At 44.4% G+C, this 17,463-nt stretch carries 16 protein-coding genes; 13 read left to right on the forward strand and 3 right to left on the reverse strand.

Annotated features, from left to right (window positions below):
- The 4 genes from F995_RS13715 (at position 1) to F995_RS13730 (ending at position 4,769) form a co-directional block, all read left to right on the forward strand.
- Complete coding sequence (locus F995_RS13715; RefSeq protein ID WP_004647362.1) at positions 1 to 897, forward strand: acetaldehyde dehydrogenase (acetylating); 897 nt, start codon at positions 1 to 3, stop codon at positions 895 to 897.
- Between the two features lie 12 nt (positions 898 to 909).
- Positions 910 to 1,929, forward strand: coding sequence for a 4-hydroxy-2-oxovalerate aldolase (gene dmpG, locus F995_RS13720; protein ID WP_004647363.1), 1,020 nt, complete (start codon positions 910 to 912; stop codon positions 1,927 to 1,929).
- A 430-nt stretch (positions 1,930 to 2,359) separates the two neighbouring features.
- The gene (locus F995_RS13725) at positions 2,360 to 3,622 is read left to right on the forward strand and encodes an OprD family outer membrane porin (protein ID WP_004647364.1); all 1,263 of its coding nucleotides are present in this window, start codon (positions 2,360 to 2,362) and stop codon (positions 3,620 to 3,622) included.
- A gap of 286 nt (positions 3,623 to 3,908) precedes the next feature.
- Positions 3,909 to 4,769, forward strand: coding sequence for an alpha/beta fold hydrolase (locus F995_RS13730; protein WP_004278523.1), 861 nt, complete (start codon positions 3,909 to 3,911; stop codon positions 4,767 to 4,769).
- A 381-nt stretch (positions 4,770 to 5,150) separates the two neighbouring features.
- On the opposite strand, the gene hcaR is transcribed toward F995_RS13730, so the two are convergent.
- Positions 5,151 to 6,059, reverse strand: a complete 909-nt coding sequence (hcaR, locus tag F995_RS13735) for a DNA-binding transcriptional regulator HcaR (RefSeq protein WP_004278522.1) — start codon at positions 6,057 to 6,059, stop codon at positions 5,151 to 5,153.
- 281 nt (positions 6,060 to 6,340) lie between these two features.
- Here hcaR and hcaE point away from each other — a divergent pair, with 281 nt between their 5' ends.
- The 9 genes from hcaE (at position 6,341) to F995_RS13780 (ending at position 15,291) form a co-directional block, all read left to right on the forward strand.
- Positions 6,341 to 7,708: a 3-phenylpropionate/cinnamic acid dioxygenase subunit alpha gene (hcaE, locus tag F995_RS13740; protein ID WP_004278520.1), complete on the forward strand. Its 1,368-nt coding sequence runs from the start codon at positions 6,341 to 6,343 to the stop codon at positions 7,706 to 7,708.
- The gene (gene hcaF, locus F995_RS13745) at positions 7,705 to 8,223 is read left to right on the forward strand and encodes a 3-phenylpropionate/cinnamic acid dioxygenase subunit beta (RefSeq protein ID WP_004647365.1); all 519 of its coding nucleotides are present in this window, start codon (positions 7,705 to 7,707) and stop codon (positions 8,221 to 8,223) included. Before hcaE ends, hcaF begins: the two co-directional genes overlap by 4 nt.
- Positions 8,223 to 8,549 carry a 3-phenylpropionate/cinnamic acid dioxygenase ferredoxin subunit gene (hcaC, locus tag F995_RS13750; protein ID WP_004278517.1) on the forward strand — a complete coding sequence of 109 codons (327 nt, stop codon included), beginning with the start codon at positions 8,223 to 8,225 and terminating at the stop codon, positions 8,547 to 8,549. Before hcaF ends, hcaC begins: the two co-directional genes overlap by 1 nt.
- Positions 8,550 to 8,551: 2 nt before the next feature.
- The gene (hcaB, locus tag F995_RS13755; protein ID WP_004278515.1) at positions 8,552 to 9,367 is read left to right on the forward strand and encodes a 3-phenylpropionate-dihydrodiol/cinnamic acid-dihydrodiol dehydrogenase; all 816 of its coding nucleotides are present in this window, start codon (positions 8,552 to 8,554) and stop codon (positions 9,365 to 9,367) included.
- Positions 9,368 to 9,440: 73 nt separating this feature from the next.
- Positions 9,441 to 10,406 (forward strand): 3-carboxyethylcatechol 2,3-dioxygenase, encoded by a 966-nt coding sequence (locus tag F995_RS13760; RefSeq protein WP_004647366.1) that lies wholly within the window; start codon positions 9,441 to 9,443, stop codon positions 10,404 to 10,406.
- Positions 10,407 to 10,410: 4 nt separating this feature from the next.
- Positions 10,411 to 11,637 (forward strand): 3-phenylpropionate/cinnamic acid dioxygenase ferredoxin--NAD(+) reductase subunit, encoded by a 1,227-nt coding sequence (hcaD, locus tag F995_RS13765; protein ID WP_004647367.1) that lies wholly within the window; start codon positions 10,411 to 10,413, stop codon positions 11,635 to 11,637.
- A 168-nt stretch (positions 11,638 to 11,805) separates the two neighbouring features.
- On the forward strand, positions 11,806 to 12,711 hold the full coding sequence (locus F995_RS13770; protein WP_004647369.1) for a DMT family transporter: 906 nt from the start codon (positions 11,806 to 11,808) through the stop codon (positions 12,709 to 12,711).
- A gap of 181 nt (positions 12,712 to 12,892) precedes the next feature.
- On the forward strand, positions 12,893 to 13,828 hold the full coding sequence (locus tag F995_RS13775) for a cation diffusion facilitator family transporter (RefSeq protein ID WP_004647370.1): 936 nt from the start codon (positions 12,893 to 12,895) through the stop codon (positions 13,826 to 13,828).
- Positions 13,829 to 14,235: 407 nt separating this feature from the next.
- Positions 14,236 to 15,291 carry an MBL fold metallo-hydrolase gene (locus F995_RS13780; RefSeq protein WP_004647371.1) on the forward strand — a complete coding sequence of 352 codons (1,056 nt, stop codon included), beginning with the start codon at positions 14,236 to 14,238 and terminating at the stop codon, positions 15,289 to 15,291.
- Here F995_RS13780 and F995_RS13785 read toward each other — a convergent pair.
- On the reverse strand, positions 15,288 to 15,758 hold the full coding sequence (locus F995_RS13785) for a thiol-disulfide oxidoreductase DCC family protein (protein ID WP_004647372.1): 471 nt from the start codon (positions 15,756 to 15,758) through the stop codon (positions 15,288 to 15,290). The genes F995_RS13780 and F995_RS13785 overlap by 4 nt on opposite strands.
- Positions 15,759 to 15,853: 95 nt before the next feature.
- On the reverse strand, positions 15,854 to 17,374 hold the full coding sequence (locus F995_RS13790) for a catalase (RefSeq protein ID WP_004647373.1): 1,521 nt from the start codon (positions 17,372 to 17,374) through the stop codon (positions 15,854 to 15,856).
- Positions 17,375 to 17,463: the final 89 nt, after the last annotated feature.

The raw sequence follows: 17,463 nt of genomic DNA on the forward strand, positions 1-17,463 counted from the left end.
ATGAAAAAGATTAAATGTGCAATGATCGGTCCAGGGAATATTGGTACTGATTTGCTTTATAAATTACAACGTAGCGAATGGTTAGAGCCTGTTTGGATGGTGGGGATTGACCCGACTTCTGAAGGTTTGGCGCGTGCTGCGAAAATGGGTTTAAAAACCACAGCTGAAGGTGTCGATGGTCTGCTTCCTCATGTGATTGCTGATGACATCAAAATTGCATTCGATGCAACTTCTGCCTATGTCCATGCTGAAAACAGCCGCAAGCTGAATGAACTTGGCGTGTTGATGATCGACTTAACGCCTGCTGCGATTGGTCCATTTTGTGTACCACCAGTCAACCTTGAAGCATTGCTACAAGCGGGCGAAGTACCAAACGTGAACATGGTGACATGTGGCGGTCAGGCAACGATTCCGATGGTGGCTGCGGTTTCTCGCGTTCAACCTGTTGAATACGGCGAAATCATTGCAACTGTATCGACTAAGTCGGTTGGTCCGGGAACGCGTAAAAACATTGATGAATTCACACGTACCACTGCGGGTGCAATCGAGAAAGTCGGCGGCGCGAAACAAGGTAAAGCGATCATTATCATTAATCCGGCTGAGCCACCTTTAATGATGCGTGACACAGTACATTGCTTGGTTGAAGGTGAGCCGGATCAGGCAGCGATTACTGAATCTGTACATGCCATGATCAAGGAAGTTCAAAAATACGTACCAGGTTACAAGCTGGTAAATGGTCCGGTATTTGATGGCAACCGCGTATCAATTTACTTGGAAGTTGAAGGTCTGGGTGACTTCCTGCCGAAATACGCAGGCAACCTTGATATTATGACTGCAGCAGCTGCACGTACTGCAGAAATGTTCGCAGAACACGTGTTCAACACCGCTGAAGCTTAAAGGAATACCAAAATGTCTAAGATTATTGTTCATGATATGACTTTGCGTGATGGTATGCACCCGCAGCGCCATCAAACGACTGTTGAGCAAATGATTGCAATTTCAACCGCACTTGATGATGCTGGCGTACCTTTAATTGAAGTAACGCATGGTGACGGCCTGGGTGGTTCATCAGTGAACTACGGTTTTGCTGCTGCAACGGATGAAGAATATTTATCTGCTGTTGTGCCACGTATGAAGAATGCAAAAATATCTGCATTACTTCTCCCTGGTATCGGTACAGTTGACCATTTGAAAATGGCACATGAAATTGGTGTTTCTACCATTCGTGTGGCGACGCATTGTACTGAAGCGGATTGTTCTGAACAGCACATCACCGCTGCACGTAAACTAGAAATGGACACCGTCGGTTTCTTAATGCTGGCGCATATGGCGACGCCTGAAAAACTGCTTGAAGAAGCAAACAAGATGGTGTCTTACGGTGCAAACTGTATTTACGTAACAGACTCTGCAGGTTATATGCTTCCTCAAGACGTGATCGACCGTGTGGGTCATTTACGTCAACACTTGGATTCAAGCATTGAGCTAGGTTTCCACGGTCACCACAACTTAGGGATGGGTGTATCGAATACTGTTGCTGCAGTTCAAGCAGGTGCGGTACGTGTTGACTTGGCATCTGCAGGTTTAGGTGCTGGTGCGGGTAACACACCACTTGAACTGTTTATCGCTGTGGCAAACCGTATGGGTATGGACACTGGCGTTGACTTGTTCAAAGTACAAGATGTTGCTGAAGATCTAGTGATTCCAATGATGCACAACCCAATTCGTGCAGACCGTGATGCGGCTACTTTAGGTTATGCGGGTGTTTACTCGTCATTCCTGTTGTTTGCTAAACGCGCTGAAGCGAAATATGGCGTATCTGCACGTGAAATCCTGATGGAACTGGGTCGCCGTGGTACGGTAGGTGGTCAGGAAGACATGATTGAAGACCTGGCATTAACCATGTCTAAAGCGCGCGAGTTACAAGCTTAATTTTTAATGCATTCGTATTAAAATAAGGCTAATAAAAAAGCATCCGATTTGGATGCTTTTTTATTATGAAGTAGATTTAATAATATATTAAAACTCTGATCTCAGATATTTTAGTTATAGTGCTATGTGAAGATTATTTCAGTTTAATTTTTTCCTTAAACATAAAAACGATAAATAAAAAATATTATCTTAAAGTTTTTAAAAAAATTGCGCTTATTAATAAAGGAAACAGAAATTTGAATTAAATATCTGGTCAAATTTTTATTTTCATTAATCGGTTTAAAATCTAAGAGATTGAGTGCTTAAATCTGGGCCCGGAATATGCAGAGCTAAAAGAGCAAAAGTTTAATACTGTGGTCGGATTTTTTATTTAAACCGACTTGCGCATGATGGCTGCATGGATTTTATCAGCTGAATGGGGGAACTCATCATGCGTCGTCACAATTTATGGATTGCAATGCTTGCTGCGACAGCAACTTTAGGGACAACTGCAACGAATGCAGACTTTATTGACGACAGCAATGTTCAACTCAAATTTAAAAACTTTTATCTAGACCGTCAGTATCAAGATGACTATTCATCACGTAACTGGGGTTCTTGGTCACAAGGGGTGACTCTGGATGCCAAGTCCGGTTATCACGATATCGGTGGTGGTGTGCAGGTTGGTGCTGATGTACTGGTGCAACATGCAGTCAAACTCAACGGCCATGATAAAAATCCGGACTGGGTTTTACCGCACGATGGCAAAGAATCAAAAGATCATTTCGGTAAAGTCGGCGCGACCTTAAAAGCCAAAGTTTCACAAACTGAGCTGAAAGTCGGTGAGTTATTGCCGGTATCTCCAGTCTTGGTATTCGATCCATCCCGTCAGTTATTAACGACTTATAGTGGCGCTTGGTTAGAGTCTAAAGACCTTAAGGATACCAAGTTAACTCTGGCGTATATTGATGGTATTAACAACCGTTATGACAACCAGTTCCGTGACTTAACTAAATTTGCTCCACCAAGTTTCTATGATACGGGTGCTGAAGCTGATGGCATGTGGATTGCGGGTGTAGACCACCAGCTTACTAAAGAAGTAGGGGCGAGCTACTGGTATGCCGATGTTCAAGACATTTACCAACAGCATTATCTGGGGGTAAATTACAAAACTGCGCTCGGTGAAAAAACCAAATTAGATAGCCACATTCGTTACTTCGATAACTCGGAGTCAGGTGACAAGCTGTATGGTGAGATCGATAACCAGGCATTATCTGTCGCTGCAAAAGTGAATCATGGTGCACATAGCGTAGGTGTGGGTTACCAGCAAATGTTTGGTGATAGTGCATTCCCGACATTGGGTGGCTGGGTGCCACAGCCTTATCTGGCGAACTGGGGGGTAGCGACCTTTACCGCACCAGAAGAAAAGTCATGGAGTGTTTCTTATGGCTATGACTTCTCTGAAATGGGTGCAAAAGGCCTAAACGCAACAGCAGTATATTTCAAAGGTTATGATCAGAAAGGTACTGGGGCGTATCAAGGTCAGAACTTCAATACGGATGAAGTGAATGCCATCGTGAACTACACTGTGCCAGAAGGTAAATTAAAAGGTTTGGGTGTACAGGCGATGTATATTGATGTGAATTTTGCCAATCCAGCAAAACCAGACCTGCAAGAATACCGTGTCGCCACCACTTATACCCATAAATTCTAATACCCGTATATTTTAAAAGCAGTCAGTCTTCTGGCTGCTTTTTGGTTTAAGCGTTCCATTGTTGCATTAAAGGCTTAGATTGAGTAGGGTTTTATTTTAAATTGATATATAAAACAAATACTTAAATTATATCTATTTTGTAGGGTGCAATCGTAATTTTGTATCAGTTTGCTGCGGCTGAGCGGTTAATATAAGGGTGTACACAAGTCATTTTAATGAGTCAACTTGACGTCGAATTCTTGAAAATAGAGGGACACGCAAGCGAAAGACTGTAAGAGGAAGCAATATGAGCACTGTTCAAATCCCTGACTATCAAACAGATCCATTCTTTGGCTTAGAAGATAAATGGATTGAAACCGCTGAAGGCGAGTTGACCCATTACCACGAAATTGGTGAAGGTACGCCTATTCTATTTTTACACGGTTCAGGTACGGGTGTATCGGCTGCGGCAAACTGGTGGTTAAACCTGCCACAAATTGGTGAGCAGGCGCGTTGTATCGCGATTGATACCATTGGTTATGGCCAGACTGTAGTTGCACCGGGTACTGAATATGGTATCCGTGCCTGGGTAGATCATGCGATCCGTACGCTAGACGCTTTGGGTATCGAAAAAACCTGGTTGGTCGGTAACTCTCTGGGTGGCTGGTTAGCATTCCAGATGGCATTGGATTATCCAGATCGTATTTTGGGTATCGTGTCTATGGGTACGGGCGGTGCGAAACAGACAGCTGCACTTAAAGCTCACGCAAACCCAGTTCTTACAGAAGAAGGAATCAAGAAAACCCTTTCTATGTTTGTCGTAAACAAAGACCTGATTACTGATGAACTGGTAAAAGTACGTTTTGCTTCTGCTGCAAATGACTATGCATCAAATCGTTTAATGGATGTGGTTGGCGCACGTGACCGTGACCGTTTCGAATTCCCATTAGACTTCGAAAAAATGAAAGACATTACTGTGCCTGTACTATTGATTCATGGTACGCAAGACGTGGTGATTCCGGTTTCTCGTACTTGGGACATCCTGAACATCGTGCCAAATGCTGATGCACATATCTTCAGCCAATGCGGTCACTGGTCTCAAGTTGAAAAAGCAGATGAGTTCAACACTGTGATCAAAAACTACCTGGCTGTTCATGGCGTAAAATAAGTTTGATACAGTTTTAAAAAAGGATGGCTTTGGTCATCCTTTTTTATATCGGAAATATTTAAGGTAGCGCACCTAAGTGAGTTTGATTCTCATTTATTTGAATAAATATAAAAATCTAATAATTTTTATAGGCTTGAGCTATTTAAACTGAGAAAAATCCGAATGAAACTTTATTAGACTTAAGTGGTAAATGCAGTACATTTAGAGCTAAAAATACACAATTTGGGTCAAGGGCAAGTGAAAAATTTAAGCGCCAGAAATAGATTCTTTATTATAAAATAGAATTAAAAATGGATTCTTAAGCATAAAATAATAAAACAAAAAAAGCACATGCCTATCATAAGTTGAATGGCATATGCCTAATGCAGGGAAGAAATAGGATTAATTTTGTTCGCTACGGTTAATATCCAGATAGAACACACGGGTCAAAAGCTCAAGAAATTTGCTCACGACATAGGATTTGTTGTTTTTATGGTAGCTGACATACAGGTCTAAATAGGGCAACTCCACGTCCAGCGGACGAATCACGGTATTATCCATGGTTAGTGGTGCAATATAGCCAGGCAAAATGGTACAGCCTAGGCCCATTCCGATCGAGTTGATATTAAATAAAATATTATCGGCCTTTTGCACGATATTGAGTTCAATGCCGTTGGCTTTGGCAAAGTCCAGAATAGCCTGGTTCAGGGTCAAGGACTGCTCTGCTGATGGAATAATAAAATCAATACCATTCAATGCTTTAACAGGAATTCTTTCGTATTTTGCTAAGGGATGATCTTTAGGCAGGAGAAAAATCAGCGGTTCACGAATCACGAACTGGCTTTCAATTTCATCACTATTGAAATTATGACGGGTAAATGTCAGATCTAGATCACCTTTTTTTAACAAACGCATTTGCTCATTGTTGTTCAGGCTGAGCAGTTCAATTTTTAAATCCGAGTTCTGTACACGTAGATTTGGCAAGATATACGGGAAGATTTTCATCTCGGCCACCGGTACAAAACCGATGCGGAGCATTTGCTGCTTGGCCTGTGACACCTGACGTGCCATGGCAACGGCTTTGTCCGCCTGTGCCAGGGTGAGACGAGCCTGTTCCAGGAATACGGCGCCTTCTTCGGTCAGCTCTACTTTACGTTTGGTTCGGTTGAGTAGCTTTACCCCGACATCTTCTTCCAGGTCTTTGATTTGCTGGCTAAGTGAGGGTTGAGCCGTATAAAGTTTAAGTGCTGCCTTACTAAAATTGAGCTCTTCAGCAACGGTGATAAAGTAGCGAAGGTGTCGTAATTCCATGTCATCAACCCAAAGAGTAATCCAAAAAATGTCTTACTATAATTTCCTCAAAGTATAATCTATAAACAACTATGTCGTGAAGATTATTTTCCCATTCATAAACTAAATGCTCTGGCGGAATTAATAGATGTTTTAATATAAAAATTCACGTGCTTAATAATTGCTTTAAGCTCTTAATTGAAACAAAAAAAATATTTCCCGAAAAACGCTGTCAAATCCATCATCGTTGAAAAGTTGAGTCTATTACTTTGTGCCAAAGATAGGTCACAGGAGAGCTTTTCATGAGTGGAAAAATTGATGTGCGCGAAATCGATGCTTTAGTCGATGCACAAAATGGACGTATTACGCCATCTATTTATACAGATCCTGACATTTACGAATTAGAACTCGAACGTGTTTTCGGTCGTACTTGGTTATTCCTTTGCCATGAAAGCCAAATTCCTAAGGCTGGTGATTTCTTCAACACCTACATGGGCGAAGATCCAATCATTGTGGCACGTCAAAAAGATGGCTCAATCAAAGCATTTTTAAACCAGTGCCGTCACCGTTCTATGCGTGTAAGCTTCGCTGACTGTGGTAATACCCGTGCATTTACTTGCCCGTACCACGGCTGGTCATACGGCATTGACGGTTCTTTAAAAGATATCCCGCTTGAAGATCGTGCTTACCCACATGGTGCATGTAAAGAGCAATGGGGTCTGGTTGAAGTGAATCGTGTGAAGTCTTACAAAGGCTTGGTATTCGCTTGTTGGGATGAAACCACACCTGATCTTGAAGAATACATGGGCGATATCGCTTGGTACTTAGATGGCGTTGTTGACCGTCGTCCAGGTGGTACAGAAATTATCGGTGGTGTCCACAAGTGGGAAATCGAGTGTAACTGGAAATTTGCGGCTGAACAGTTCGCATCTGACCAATACCACGCCTTGTTCTCTCACGCTTCTGCGATCCAAGTATTGGGCGCGAAACCAGACGACGAATCTTCTAAGAAATTAGGTGCTGCACAAACGGCTCGTCCAGTTTGGGAAACTGCCAAAGACGCGATCCAGTACGGTTCACGTGGTCATGGTTCAGGCTTCTTCTTCACAGAGAAACCAGACGCAAACGTATGGGTTGACGGTGAAGTTGCCAACTACTTCCGTGAAACTTACGACGAAGTTAAAGAGCGCCTAGGCGAGACTCGTGCACTGCGTCTTGCAGGTCACAACACCATGTTCCCAACTTTGTCTTGGTTGAACGGTACTGCAACACTTCGCGTATGGCATCCACGTGGTCCAAACAAAACCGAAGTATGGGCATTCTGTATTGCGGATGCTGAAGCATCTCAAGAAGTGAAAGAAGCATTTGAACGTTCTGCAACGCGTGCCTTTGGTCCAGCCGGTTTCCTCGAGCAAGATGACTCTGAGAACTGGATTGAAATTCAAAAAGTTTTACGTGGTTACAAAGCGCGTCAAAATAAACTCATTATGGAAATGGGTAAAGGCAACGAAAAAGTACGTGAAGATGGTATCCCGGGTATCACCAACTACATTTTCTCTGAAACTGCAGCACGTGGTATGTACCGCCGCTGGGCAGATTTATTGATCCATGAAAAATGGGAAGACGTGGAAAAAGCAGCTGACGAATATGAGAAGGAGCTTATGAAATGAGTCAAATCAGCTTAGAACTTCATCACCAAATTAGTCAGTTCCTGTATCGCGAAGCAAAATTGCTAGACGATTGGAAATTCCGCGAATGGTTGGATACGTTAGCTGAAGATATTTCTTACACGCTACGTACCACACCAAACGCACAAACCCGTGACCGTCGTCGTTCAGTTGAACCACCTACCACTTGGGTGTTCAACGATTCAAAAGACCTTTTAGAGCGTCGTGTAGCGCGTCTGGAAACCGGTATGGCTTGGGCTGAAGAGCCTCCGTCACGTACCACCCACATGGTGAGCAACGTGATCGTAGAGCCAACTGAAGTTGAAGGCGAATACGACGTGTACGTAACCTATTTGCTATATCGTACGCAAAAAGAGAAAGACATTGTCATTTACTGCGGTAAACGCCATGACAAGATCCGTAAAGTTGAAGGTGGCCTCGGCTTCCAGATCTTCAACCGTAAGATCACGCTTGATCAAGCGACATATAGCTCACATAACTTGAGTGTGTTCTTCTAATGAATAAGATTTTTGTTTGCCAAGTTGACGAATTAGACGAAGGCGAAGCGTTAAAAGTAGATTGTGGCGTAAACGGTATCGAAGCGCTGGCTGTATTTAACAATGGCGGTGAATTCTTCGCTATGAACGATAAATGCAGTCATGGTAATGCTTCTATGTCTGAAGGTTATCTTGAAGATGACGGTACTGTGGAATGTCCATTGCATTCAGCACGTTTCTGTTTAAAAACAGGTGAAGCATTGTGTCTACCTGCAACTGATCCAATCAAAACATTCCCAGTGATTGTTGAAGATGGTCAATTGTTTGTAGAGATGGCAGGAGAGTAAGCATGGGTTGGCTACAGGGCGAAGTTGCACTTATTACTGGTGGTGGTTCAGGCTTAGGCTGGGCTTTGGTCGAGCGTTTTATTGAGGAAGGTGCACAAGTTGCGGTTCTTCAACGTTCAAAAGCTAAAGTAGATGCATTAAATGAACACTTCGGTGGAAAAGTTCTTGCGATCGAAGGTGATGTAGCCAGCTATGCAGATAACGTTCGTGCAGTTCAAGCCACTGTGGAACGTTTCGGTAAACTCGATTGTTTCGTTGGTAATGCCGGTATTTGGGATCACTATGCCGATATCGTCAATACCTCTGGTGAGCAGCTGGAAAAAGCCTTTGACGAGATTATGGGCATTAATACCAAATCTCTGATCCTCGGTGCGAAGGCTGCACTGGATGCATTGATCGCTTCTGAAGGTTCTATCATATTTACTTTGTCTAATTCGGCACTGTACTCCGCTGGCGGAGGCCCTGTATATACTGCATCTAAGCATGCAGGTGTCGGGATTATGAAAGAACTGGCTTACGAGCTTGCGCCTAAAGTACGAGTGAACGCTGTTGCACCGTCAGGTATGAATGTGAATATCAAAGGCGCGGCATCGCTCGGTCAGGAAAATGTGGGCCTGCTCGATGCACGTGATCCTGAGAAAATTGCACGTGGCATGCCACTGAATTTCTTGCCTGAACCGGAAGATATGACCGGTTCATACGTGCTGTTGGCATCTCGTCAAAATAACCGTCCTCTGACTGGTGTTCTGATCAATGCAGAATGCGGTTTGGGTATTCGTGGCCTACGTCAGCCACGTGCAGGTTTCTTTGACGAATAAACATCTAGTCTCATTCAAATGGACTTACCGGCAGCCTCTTCTCTCAGGGCTGCTTTCCTTCTAGGAGTCTCTCATGGCCGTTAAACTTATTTGTGCATCGCACAGTCCTTTAATGGAACTTGCTTCACCTCAAGATCAATCAAAAGAGCAAAAAGTTCGTGCTGCTTTTGAAAAACTCTCTGCTGAAGTAAAAGCTTACGACCCAACCCTGATCATCACTTTTGGTCCTGACCATTTTAATGGTTTCTTCTATGACCTGATGCCAAGTTTCTGCGTGGGTATTCGTGCCAAAGCCGCAGGTGACTGGGATTATGGCAAGGACAATGACCATATTGATGTACCTGAAGACAAGGCATTAGATCTGGTTCGACGTGTACTGGATGAAGGTGTGGATGTTGCCTACTCCTACCGTATGCAGGCCGACCATGGCGTGACTCAGCCCTTACATTTCCTGTGTGAAGGCAAACTTGACCGTTATCCAACGATTCCAATTTTTATTAATGGCGCTGCAGCACCGATGCCAACCACCCAGCGTACCATCGCTTTGGGCCGTGCTGTGGGTCAATATATCAAGTCTTTAAACCTTGAAAATGAGCGTGTGCTTGTTTTAGGTACGGGTGGTCTGTCACATGATCCACCAACACCACAAATGGGTGCTGTACCCCCTGAAGTGGAAGAGTTCCTGATTGCAGGCCGTTATCCAACGCCTGAAGCACGTCATGCACGTCAATCCAAGATTATTGCAGTGGGTCAAAAGCTGGCAGCAGGAGATACGTCAGTTGCCATGCCTTTGAATGCTGAATGGGATATTGCCCTGCTAGAAACCTTCAAGCATGCTGATTTTGCAACATTAGAAGCGATGACTGAAGCTGAAATCCGCCATGATGGTGGTCGTGGTGGTCAGGAAGTCCGTTCTTGGATGGCTGCCTTCGCTGCCTTAAGCGAAATGGGTGAGTATGAAATGACCACGCATTGCTATGAAGACATCAGCGAATGGATTGCCGGCTTCGGTATCGTATCTGCAGAGTTAAAAGGTTAATAAAATGAGCAATGTAAACAACATCGTGATTGTGGGTGCCGGCCAGGCAGGTGCGAGTGCAATTTTAGAACTTCGTGGCAACAAGTATGAAGGCAAAATTACCTTGATTGGTGATGAAAGCCATCTTCCTTATGAGCGTCCACCATTGTCTAAAGATGTAATTCTAAAACCTGAAGACACCAAGATCGAAATCCTGTCAGAACAGAAACTGGCAGATTTAGGGGTGGAAACAATTCGCGGTAATGGCGTGATGAAAATCAATGCCGAAGCGAAAACGGTTGAACTCCTGAACGGTGATGTTGTTGCTTACGACAAACTCTTGCTTGCAACAGGTGGCGCCGCGCGCCGTTTGCCTAATTTCGATGCTTTGGGCAAACACGTTTATACCCTGCGTAACCTGGAAGATTCACAAGCGCTGGTGCCTGTGCTTCAAGCCGGTCGCCGTATCATCCTGATTGGTGGTGGCGTGATTGGTCTTGAGCTGGCATCTTCAGCACGTTACAAAGACTGTCAGGTCACTGTGATCGAAATGGGTCCGATGGTCATGGGTCGTTGTTCGCCACAAATCCTGAGCGAATTCCTGCTGGAACAGCATCGTCAAAACCAGGTCGATGTGCGTCTTGAAACCAAGATTGCAGATTGCCGTTTAGATGGTGAAGAAGTCGTGGTAACGCTGGAAGGCGGTGAAGAACTGCGTGCTGATGCTGTAGTTTACGGAATCGGAATCGTGCCAAATGCACAGCTTGCGCTAGATGCAGGTCTGGATGTTGATGTTGCGATCAAAGTCAATGAACACTGCCAAACCTCGAATGCTGACATTTATGCAGCGGGTGATGTTGCGACTCAGTTACGTGACTGTGGCAATCACCGCCGCGTTGAAACTTGGGAAAATGCCAACCTTCAGGCAGGCATCTTTGCGCGTCACGTGATGGGTGTGGAACATCCGAAAGCCAATCCGGCCTGGTTCTGGACGGATCAGCTGAATATAAACTTCCAGTTTGTCGGCGATATGGCCGCAGCTGAATGGCATATCCGTGGTGAAATGGATGCAGCCAAAGGTGCAGACAATTCATTCGTGATGTATGGTGTGACAGATGGTCAGATCGTTGGCGGGATTACCGTGAATGCAGCCAAAGAAATGCGTCATTTGAAAAAAATGATCAGCAAAAATACGGCGTTTGATGTTGAAAAACATTTGGATATCGCGCAAGACTTACGCAAAATTGCTTAAGTTGTATTGAGATATCTTTGGACAGACCTATGTTTTGCATAGGTCTGTTTTTTATGCACGAAACTTGATGAATTTATCAAAAATTAAAACTTCATCTCAGCATGAATTCGCTATACGCTATTTTTGAAGTTGCTGATCCAGAACTTCTTGGCCTCGTTTAGGAGACTTATGAGTTCTTCATCTTCATTGCCGGTCACGGCAAGTATTTACGCTTTATTGGTGCTGATCTGGGCGACAACGCCACTGGCGATTGTCTGGAGCGTGGCCGAGATTCACCCGATGTGGGTGCTGATCATTCGCTATTTTGGTGCCTCGATTATTGCGTTGTTCCTGTTGAAAATCATGCGCGACCCGCTGCCTTTTGACCGCACTTCAATGAAAAGTTATCTGGCAGGCAGTTTGAATTTAATCGGCGCGCAGCTGTTTATTTATCTGGCGGCCAATTATCTGACCTCAGGATTGATGGCACTGATTTTTGGTTTTTCACCGCTGATCGCCGGTTTAATCGGTCATGTGATTTTAAAAACCCATAAGTTGATCTGGCTGCAATGGCTCGGCATGGCAGTGGCCGTCGCCGGTTTGTGTTTTGTTTTCGCCGACTCGGCAGACAGCAAAATTAATCCTTGGGGTGTGGTGTTAATGCTGATCAGTATGGTGTCTTACATCAGCTCGATCTTCTGGGTTAAACAGATCAGTGCACCCTTGAGTCCGATGTCGCAGGCGACGGGTTCATTGCTGGTCTCCGCAGCGAGTTCAGTCATTTTGGTACCCTTTATCTGGCAACATATGCCGACTCAGTTGCCTAGCACACAGGCAATGATTGGTTTTGTATTTACCATGATCATGTCCTCGATTGTGGCAATGCTGTGTTATTTCTGGCTGATTCGCCGTCTAAATGCTTCGACTGTCTCATTGAGTAATGTGATGACGCCGGTGATTGCTCTGGTATTGGGAGCAACCTTAAATCATGAAATTATCAGCAGTCATGCTTTTGCGGGAATTGCTGTGGTGATGTTCGGGATCATCATGTATTTCTGGAAAGAGTGGCGCGAACAGTATTTTTCCAAGCATTAAAACTGTAAAAACCAAAAGGGCGAAAGCCCTTTTATTATTTGAGTAGAGAGTAAAGTGATTCAACAACGTGGGAGATCACGACTAAGCAACAATTTGTAAAACAACTTTCAAAAATAAATGATTAAGATTTTGATACATAAATCATTCAAGCTTGCACAAGCTTATTTAGGACAGTGTCAGGATGTCTGAATCCAATAAAATCGTAGTTTATGCAGCTCTATTTGGTAATCTGGCGATTGCGCTGGTTAAATTTGTTGCGTCCTATATAACCAATAGCTCTGCCATGTTCAGTGAAGCAATTCATTCGGTAGTGGATACCTTGAATGAAATTTTACTGCTGTATGGGATGAAAAAATCAGAAAAACCGGCAAATGCCAAACATCCTTTTGGTTATGGGCGTGAACTGTATTTTTGGGCTTTTATTGTGGCATTGATGGTTTTTGCCTTGGGTGCGATCGTGTCCATCTATCAAGGGATACAGCATATTCTTCAGCCTGAAGTCATGCGGGATCCATTGATCAATTATATTGTGCTGGGTCTGGCGATTCTTTTTGAAGGATTTTCATGGTCAGTGGCTTTAAAAACCTTTCGTAAACAAAAGGGAAATCTGGGATATTTTGAAGCATTTCGACACAGTAAAGATCCAACGACCTTTACCGTGTTATTTGAAGATACTGCCGCCCTGGTCGGTTTGGTGATTGCTCTGGTTGGTATTTTTCTGGCGCATCAACTGAATATTCCTGAATTGGACGGTGCCGCATCGATTTTAATTGGTATCGTGCTGGCAGTATCTGCCTGGTTTCTGGCACGTGAAACCAAAGGTTTGTTACTGGGTGAAACGGCAGATCCAAAACTGCGTGAAGATGTATTAAACATTGCTCAACAGGATGCGGCAGTTTTCAGTGCCAATGGGGTATTGACTGAGCAGATGGGCGCTCAGCAAGTCATTGCATCATTGAGTCTGGAATTTAAAGATGATTTAACTTCTGATGACATTGAAGCCTGTGTCAACCGGATCGAAGCGCAGATTAAACAGCTGCACCCGGAAATTATTGCTTTATTTGTGAAACCCCAAACCAAGGCCGTATGGCTGGAACGAACTCAAGGTCGTGTATAAAGATCTAAAAAACGCTTGAGGTTGGTATTTTGATCTCAACTTGCCTTTCTCGCACAATTGATGTGATGATACTGAGGTATGGCGAATTTCATCATAAAATCATCAATGGGCAGACATGCTTTTGTCAGCATGGGCTTATAAATATTGAGTATCATTTTGTATTTTTAGACAGAAGGACAAGAGCAATATTTTTCTAGATAATCCCAGACTTCAGCCAGCCATAAGGCCGATGAAATGCCATTTTTTTTGCTAAAAATAACAAAAACATACATGATTTTCTGTGACGGATTTCATACTATGTTGCAGTGTGCCTGTTTTTAGTTTGTATGCTCATTAAAAGATGCACCGCTTGACCATTTCAAGAGGTTGTTGTCTTGCATATAGCGAATAATAAATAGTGGATGTTTATGCAAGATCTTCTCAAAACTAAAAAATTCCAGTTAATCACGGAATCCAGTTGGAAACATCTCTGGTCTAAGCCAGTGTTTGAGTATCTGCATTCAGATCATTTCGACGGAAAACAGTTTCGTAATCTTGAGCATGCTTCTCTATCGCGCGGTCGCTTTGATTTATACAAATGGCTCATTACCCGAAAATCCAAGACCTGGAATGTCAATCTTGACGAAGAGCGTGCCGAGTTTTTTTCTCGTCCGCGCGCATTGCCACAGCAGCGTCCAGATGCAGCTCTGGATGACTGGCAAGTCTGGTTTATTGGTCACGCCACCACATTAATACAGATCGGCCCCTATAATTTCCTGACCGACCCGGTCTGGTCGGAATATGCCAGTCCTTCGGCTTCCACGGGTCCGCAGCGGGTCATTCCGGCTGGCATTGCTCTGGATGAGTTACCCCAGATTGATGCTGTACTACTCAGCCATAACCATTATGATCATATGGATCTGGCCAGTCTGGAATGGCTGCACAACACTTTTGAGATGCCGATTTATACCGGTCTGGGTAATGCCTGGTATTTGCCAGAACATTACACCGTGCATGAAATGGACTGGTGGGAAAATGCCTTTTTTGAAGAGATCCGGATTGTGTATACGCCGGCTCAACATGCCTCAGGGCGCGGTATGCGCGATCAGAACTGTGCACTTTGGGGAGGCTTTTCTTTATTATATGGCAAGGAACATTGTTTCTTTGCCGGAGATAGTGGCTACGCCTCACATTTTAAAGAAATTCGTAAACGTCTGGGTGCACCGCGAATTGCCTTACTTCCGATAGGAGCGTATGAGCCACGTGAACTGATGCGTGCGATCCATATGAATCCGGAAGATGCCTTTCATGCCCATCATGACTTGCAGGCCAAATGCTCACTGGCGATTCATTACCGTACTTTTCAGCTCACAGATGAAGACCGGGATGCACCGGAACATGAGTTGCATGAGATCATCAAGCATTCTTCCAAGTTAATTAATCCGTTTTATTGCATACGGGAAGGCAAGCGGATTATTGTTTAAGCACTTCCTATTAAATGAGTTGAATGGCCAGTACAGACAGCTTCTTCCAGAAAATGGCGTTTATTTTCGCTGGATGGAATCAGGCAATACTCGGTTTTACCAAATAGCCTGTAACGATTTAAAGCAACCACACGATATAGAAAGTCGCGGATAAAGCGCGGAACCAAATAACCTGCGCTCATTAAATTAAAGGGAAAACCGAGATGCTGCAGCACCTTCAGCAAGGCAGTCGATTCGGTATAGAGAGTGCCATCTTGAATGACGAGCATGGTGGTGTAATGCTCGGTTTGCATCTGATAATGTTCGAGCAGTGCCGTACCTAAAGGCGATTGGGCGGAAACCAGTTTAAACTGAATCTTTTTATCGTATTTAATCAAAAACCGTGCCCAGCCATTGCAGATCACGCAAACAGCATCAAATAAAACAATGTCGTGTTGTTGAATGATGTCTTCAATATTCGGATGCATTATTGTATTTCTTTTTGTGCCAGCTTGTTTCTATAGTGCTTGATGCTGCAATAAAAAACCACCCGAAGGTGGTTTCTATACATGTCTAAACTGGCTTAGAGAAAGCTAGGCAAACCTTTGGCTGGATCGCTTTCACGTGCTGCTTGGGCATCTGCTACGGTCATGCCGAGGGCTTGTGCTACGCCTTCGCCGTAGGCTGGATCACAGCTATAACAGTTGCGGATGTGACGGTATTTGATGAAATCTAGTGCATCACCCATTGCTCCGGCCGTGTTATTAAACAGAGCCTGTTTCTGCTGGTCATTCATCAGATTGAACAGGGCACGGGGTTGGCTGAAGTAATCATTGTCATCTTCACGGAAATCCCAGAAATCGGCATCACCGGTAATTTTTAGTGGCGGTTCTCTGAATTCCGGCTGTTCCTGCCACTGGCTGAAACTATTCGGCTCGTAATGTGGCAATGAACCATAGTTGCCATCCATGCGGCCTTGACCATCACGGCGGTTCGAATGAACAGGACAACGTGCAGCATTGACCGGAACCTGTGAATGATTCACGCCAACACGGTAACGCGCTGCATCGGCATAGTTCACCAGACGAGCCTGTAACATACGGTCTGGTGAATAGCTGATGCCCGGTACAAGGTTGCTTGGTGCAAAGGCAGCCTGTTCCACATCCTGGAAATAGTTTTCCGGATTGCGGTTCAGTTCGAATTCACCGACTTCAATCAGTGGATAATCGCCCTTTGGCCAGACTTTGGTTAGGTCAAATGGATGATAAGTCACTGTTTCGGCTTCCAGTTCTGGCATGACCTGAACGTACATTTTCCATTTTGGATAGTCACCACGTTCGATGGCATCAAACAGGTCGGTCTGGCTGCTTTCACGGTCTTTGGCAATCAAGTCTGCAGCTTCAGCATCGGTCAGGTTTTGAATACCTTGCTGGGTACGCATATGGAATTTCACCCAGAAGCGTTCATTCTTGGCATTGATAAAGCTGAAAGTATGGCTGCCAAAACCATGCATATGACGGTAACCGGTCGGGATCCCACGATCCGACATGACAATAGTCACTTGATGCAAGGCTTCAGGCAGTAATGCCCAGAAATCCCAATTATTGGTGGCACTGCGCTTGTTGGTTTTCGGATCACGTTTGACTGCTTTATTCAGGTCAGGGAACTTGCGGGCATCCCGCAGAAAAAATACCGGGGTGTTATTGCCGACCAGATCCCAGTTGCCTTCTTCGGTATAGAATTTCAGTGCAAAACCGCGAATATCACGTTCAGCATCGGCCGCACCACGTTCACCCGCCACCGTTGAGAAACGCGCAAACATTTCGGTTTTTTTGCCGACTTCAGAGAAAATTTTAGCGCGGCTATATTGCGTAATATCATTGGTCACGGTAAAGGTACCGAAAGCACCTGAACCTTTGGCATGCATACGACGCTCTGGAATCACTTCACGGACAAAGTTGGCCAGTTTTTCATTCAGCCATAAATCCTGGGCAAGTAAAGGTCCACGCGCACCTGCCGTCATACTGTTCTGGTTGTCGACCACAGGTGCACCAGCTTCAGTGGTCAGGTGGGTGACAGGGCATTTTTTTAAATCTTGGCTCATCTTTCCTCTCCAAGTTTTGAATATCTTGTGTCGTTTATCTAGTATTCATAAGATATTGAGATATATGCTAATCAGATCAGGTTTCACTA

The organism is Acinetobacter sp. CIP A162, assembly GCF_000367905.1.
GTDB lineage: Bacteria > Pseudomonadota > Gammaproteobacteria > Pseudomonadales > Moraxellaceae > Acinetobacter > Acinetobacter lwoffii.

Coding starts and splice junctions, on each gene's coding strand:
- F995_RS13715 (WP_004647362.1), top strand. CDS start 1: ATGAAAAAGATTAAATGTGCAATGATCGGTCCAGGGAATATTGGTACT.
- dmpG (WP_004647363.1), top strand. CDS start 910: ATGTCTAAGATTATTGTTCATGATATGACTTTGCGTGATGGTATGCAC.
- F995_RS13725 (WP_004647364.1), top strand. CDS start 2,360: ATGCGTCGTCACAATTTATGGATTGCAATGCTTGCTGCGACAGCAACT.
- F995_RS13730 (WP_004278523.1), top strand. CDS start 3,909: ATGAGCACTGTTCAAATCCCTGACTATCAAACAGATCCATTCTTTGGC.
- hcaR (WP_004278522.1), bottom strand. CDS start 6,059: ATGGAATTACGACACCTTCGCTACTTTATCACCGTTGCTGAAGAGCTC.
- hcaE (WP_004278520.1), top strand. CDS start 6,341: ATGAGTGGAAAAATTGATGTGCGCGAAATCGATGCTTTAGTCGATGCA.
- hcaF (WP_004647365.1), top strand. CDS start 7,705: ATGAGTCAAATCAGCTTAGAACTTCATCACCAAATTAGTCAGTTCCTG.
- hcaC (WP_004278517.1), top strand. CDS start 8,223: ATGAATAAGATTTTTGTTTGCCAAGTTGACGAATTAGACGAAGGCGAA.
- hcaB (WP_004278515.1), top strand. CDS start 8,552: ATGGGTTGGCTACAGGGCGAAGTTGCACTTATTACTGGTGGTGGTTCA.
- F995_RS13760 (WP_004647366.1), top strand. CDS start 9,441: ATGGCCGTTAAACTTATTTGTGCATCGCACAGTCCTTTAATGGAACTT.
- hcaD (WP_004647367.1), top strand. CDS start 10,411: ATGAGCAATGTAAACAACATCGTGATTGTGGGTGCCGGCCAGGCAGGT.
- F995_RS13770 (WP_004647369.1), top strand. CDS start 11,806: ATGAGTTCTTCATCTTCATTGCCGGTCACGGCAAGTATTTACGCTTTA.
- F995_RS13775 (WP_004647370.1), top strand. CDS start 12,893: ATGTCTGAATCCAATAAAATCGTAGTTTATGCAGCTCTATTTGGTAAT.
- F995_RS13780 (WP_004647371.1), top strand. CDS start 14,236: ATGCAAGATCTTCTCAAAACTAAAAAATTCCAGTTAATCACGGAATCC.
- F995_RS13785 (WP_004647372.1), bottom strand. CDS start 15,758: ATGCATCCGAATATTGAAGACATCATTCAACAACACGACATTGTTTTA.
- F995_RS13790 (WP_004647373.1), bottom strand. CDS start 17,374: ATGAGCCAAGATTTAAAAAAATGCCCTGTCACCCACCTGACCACTGAA.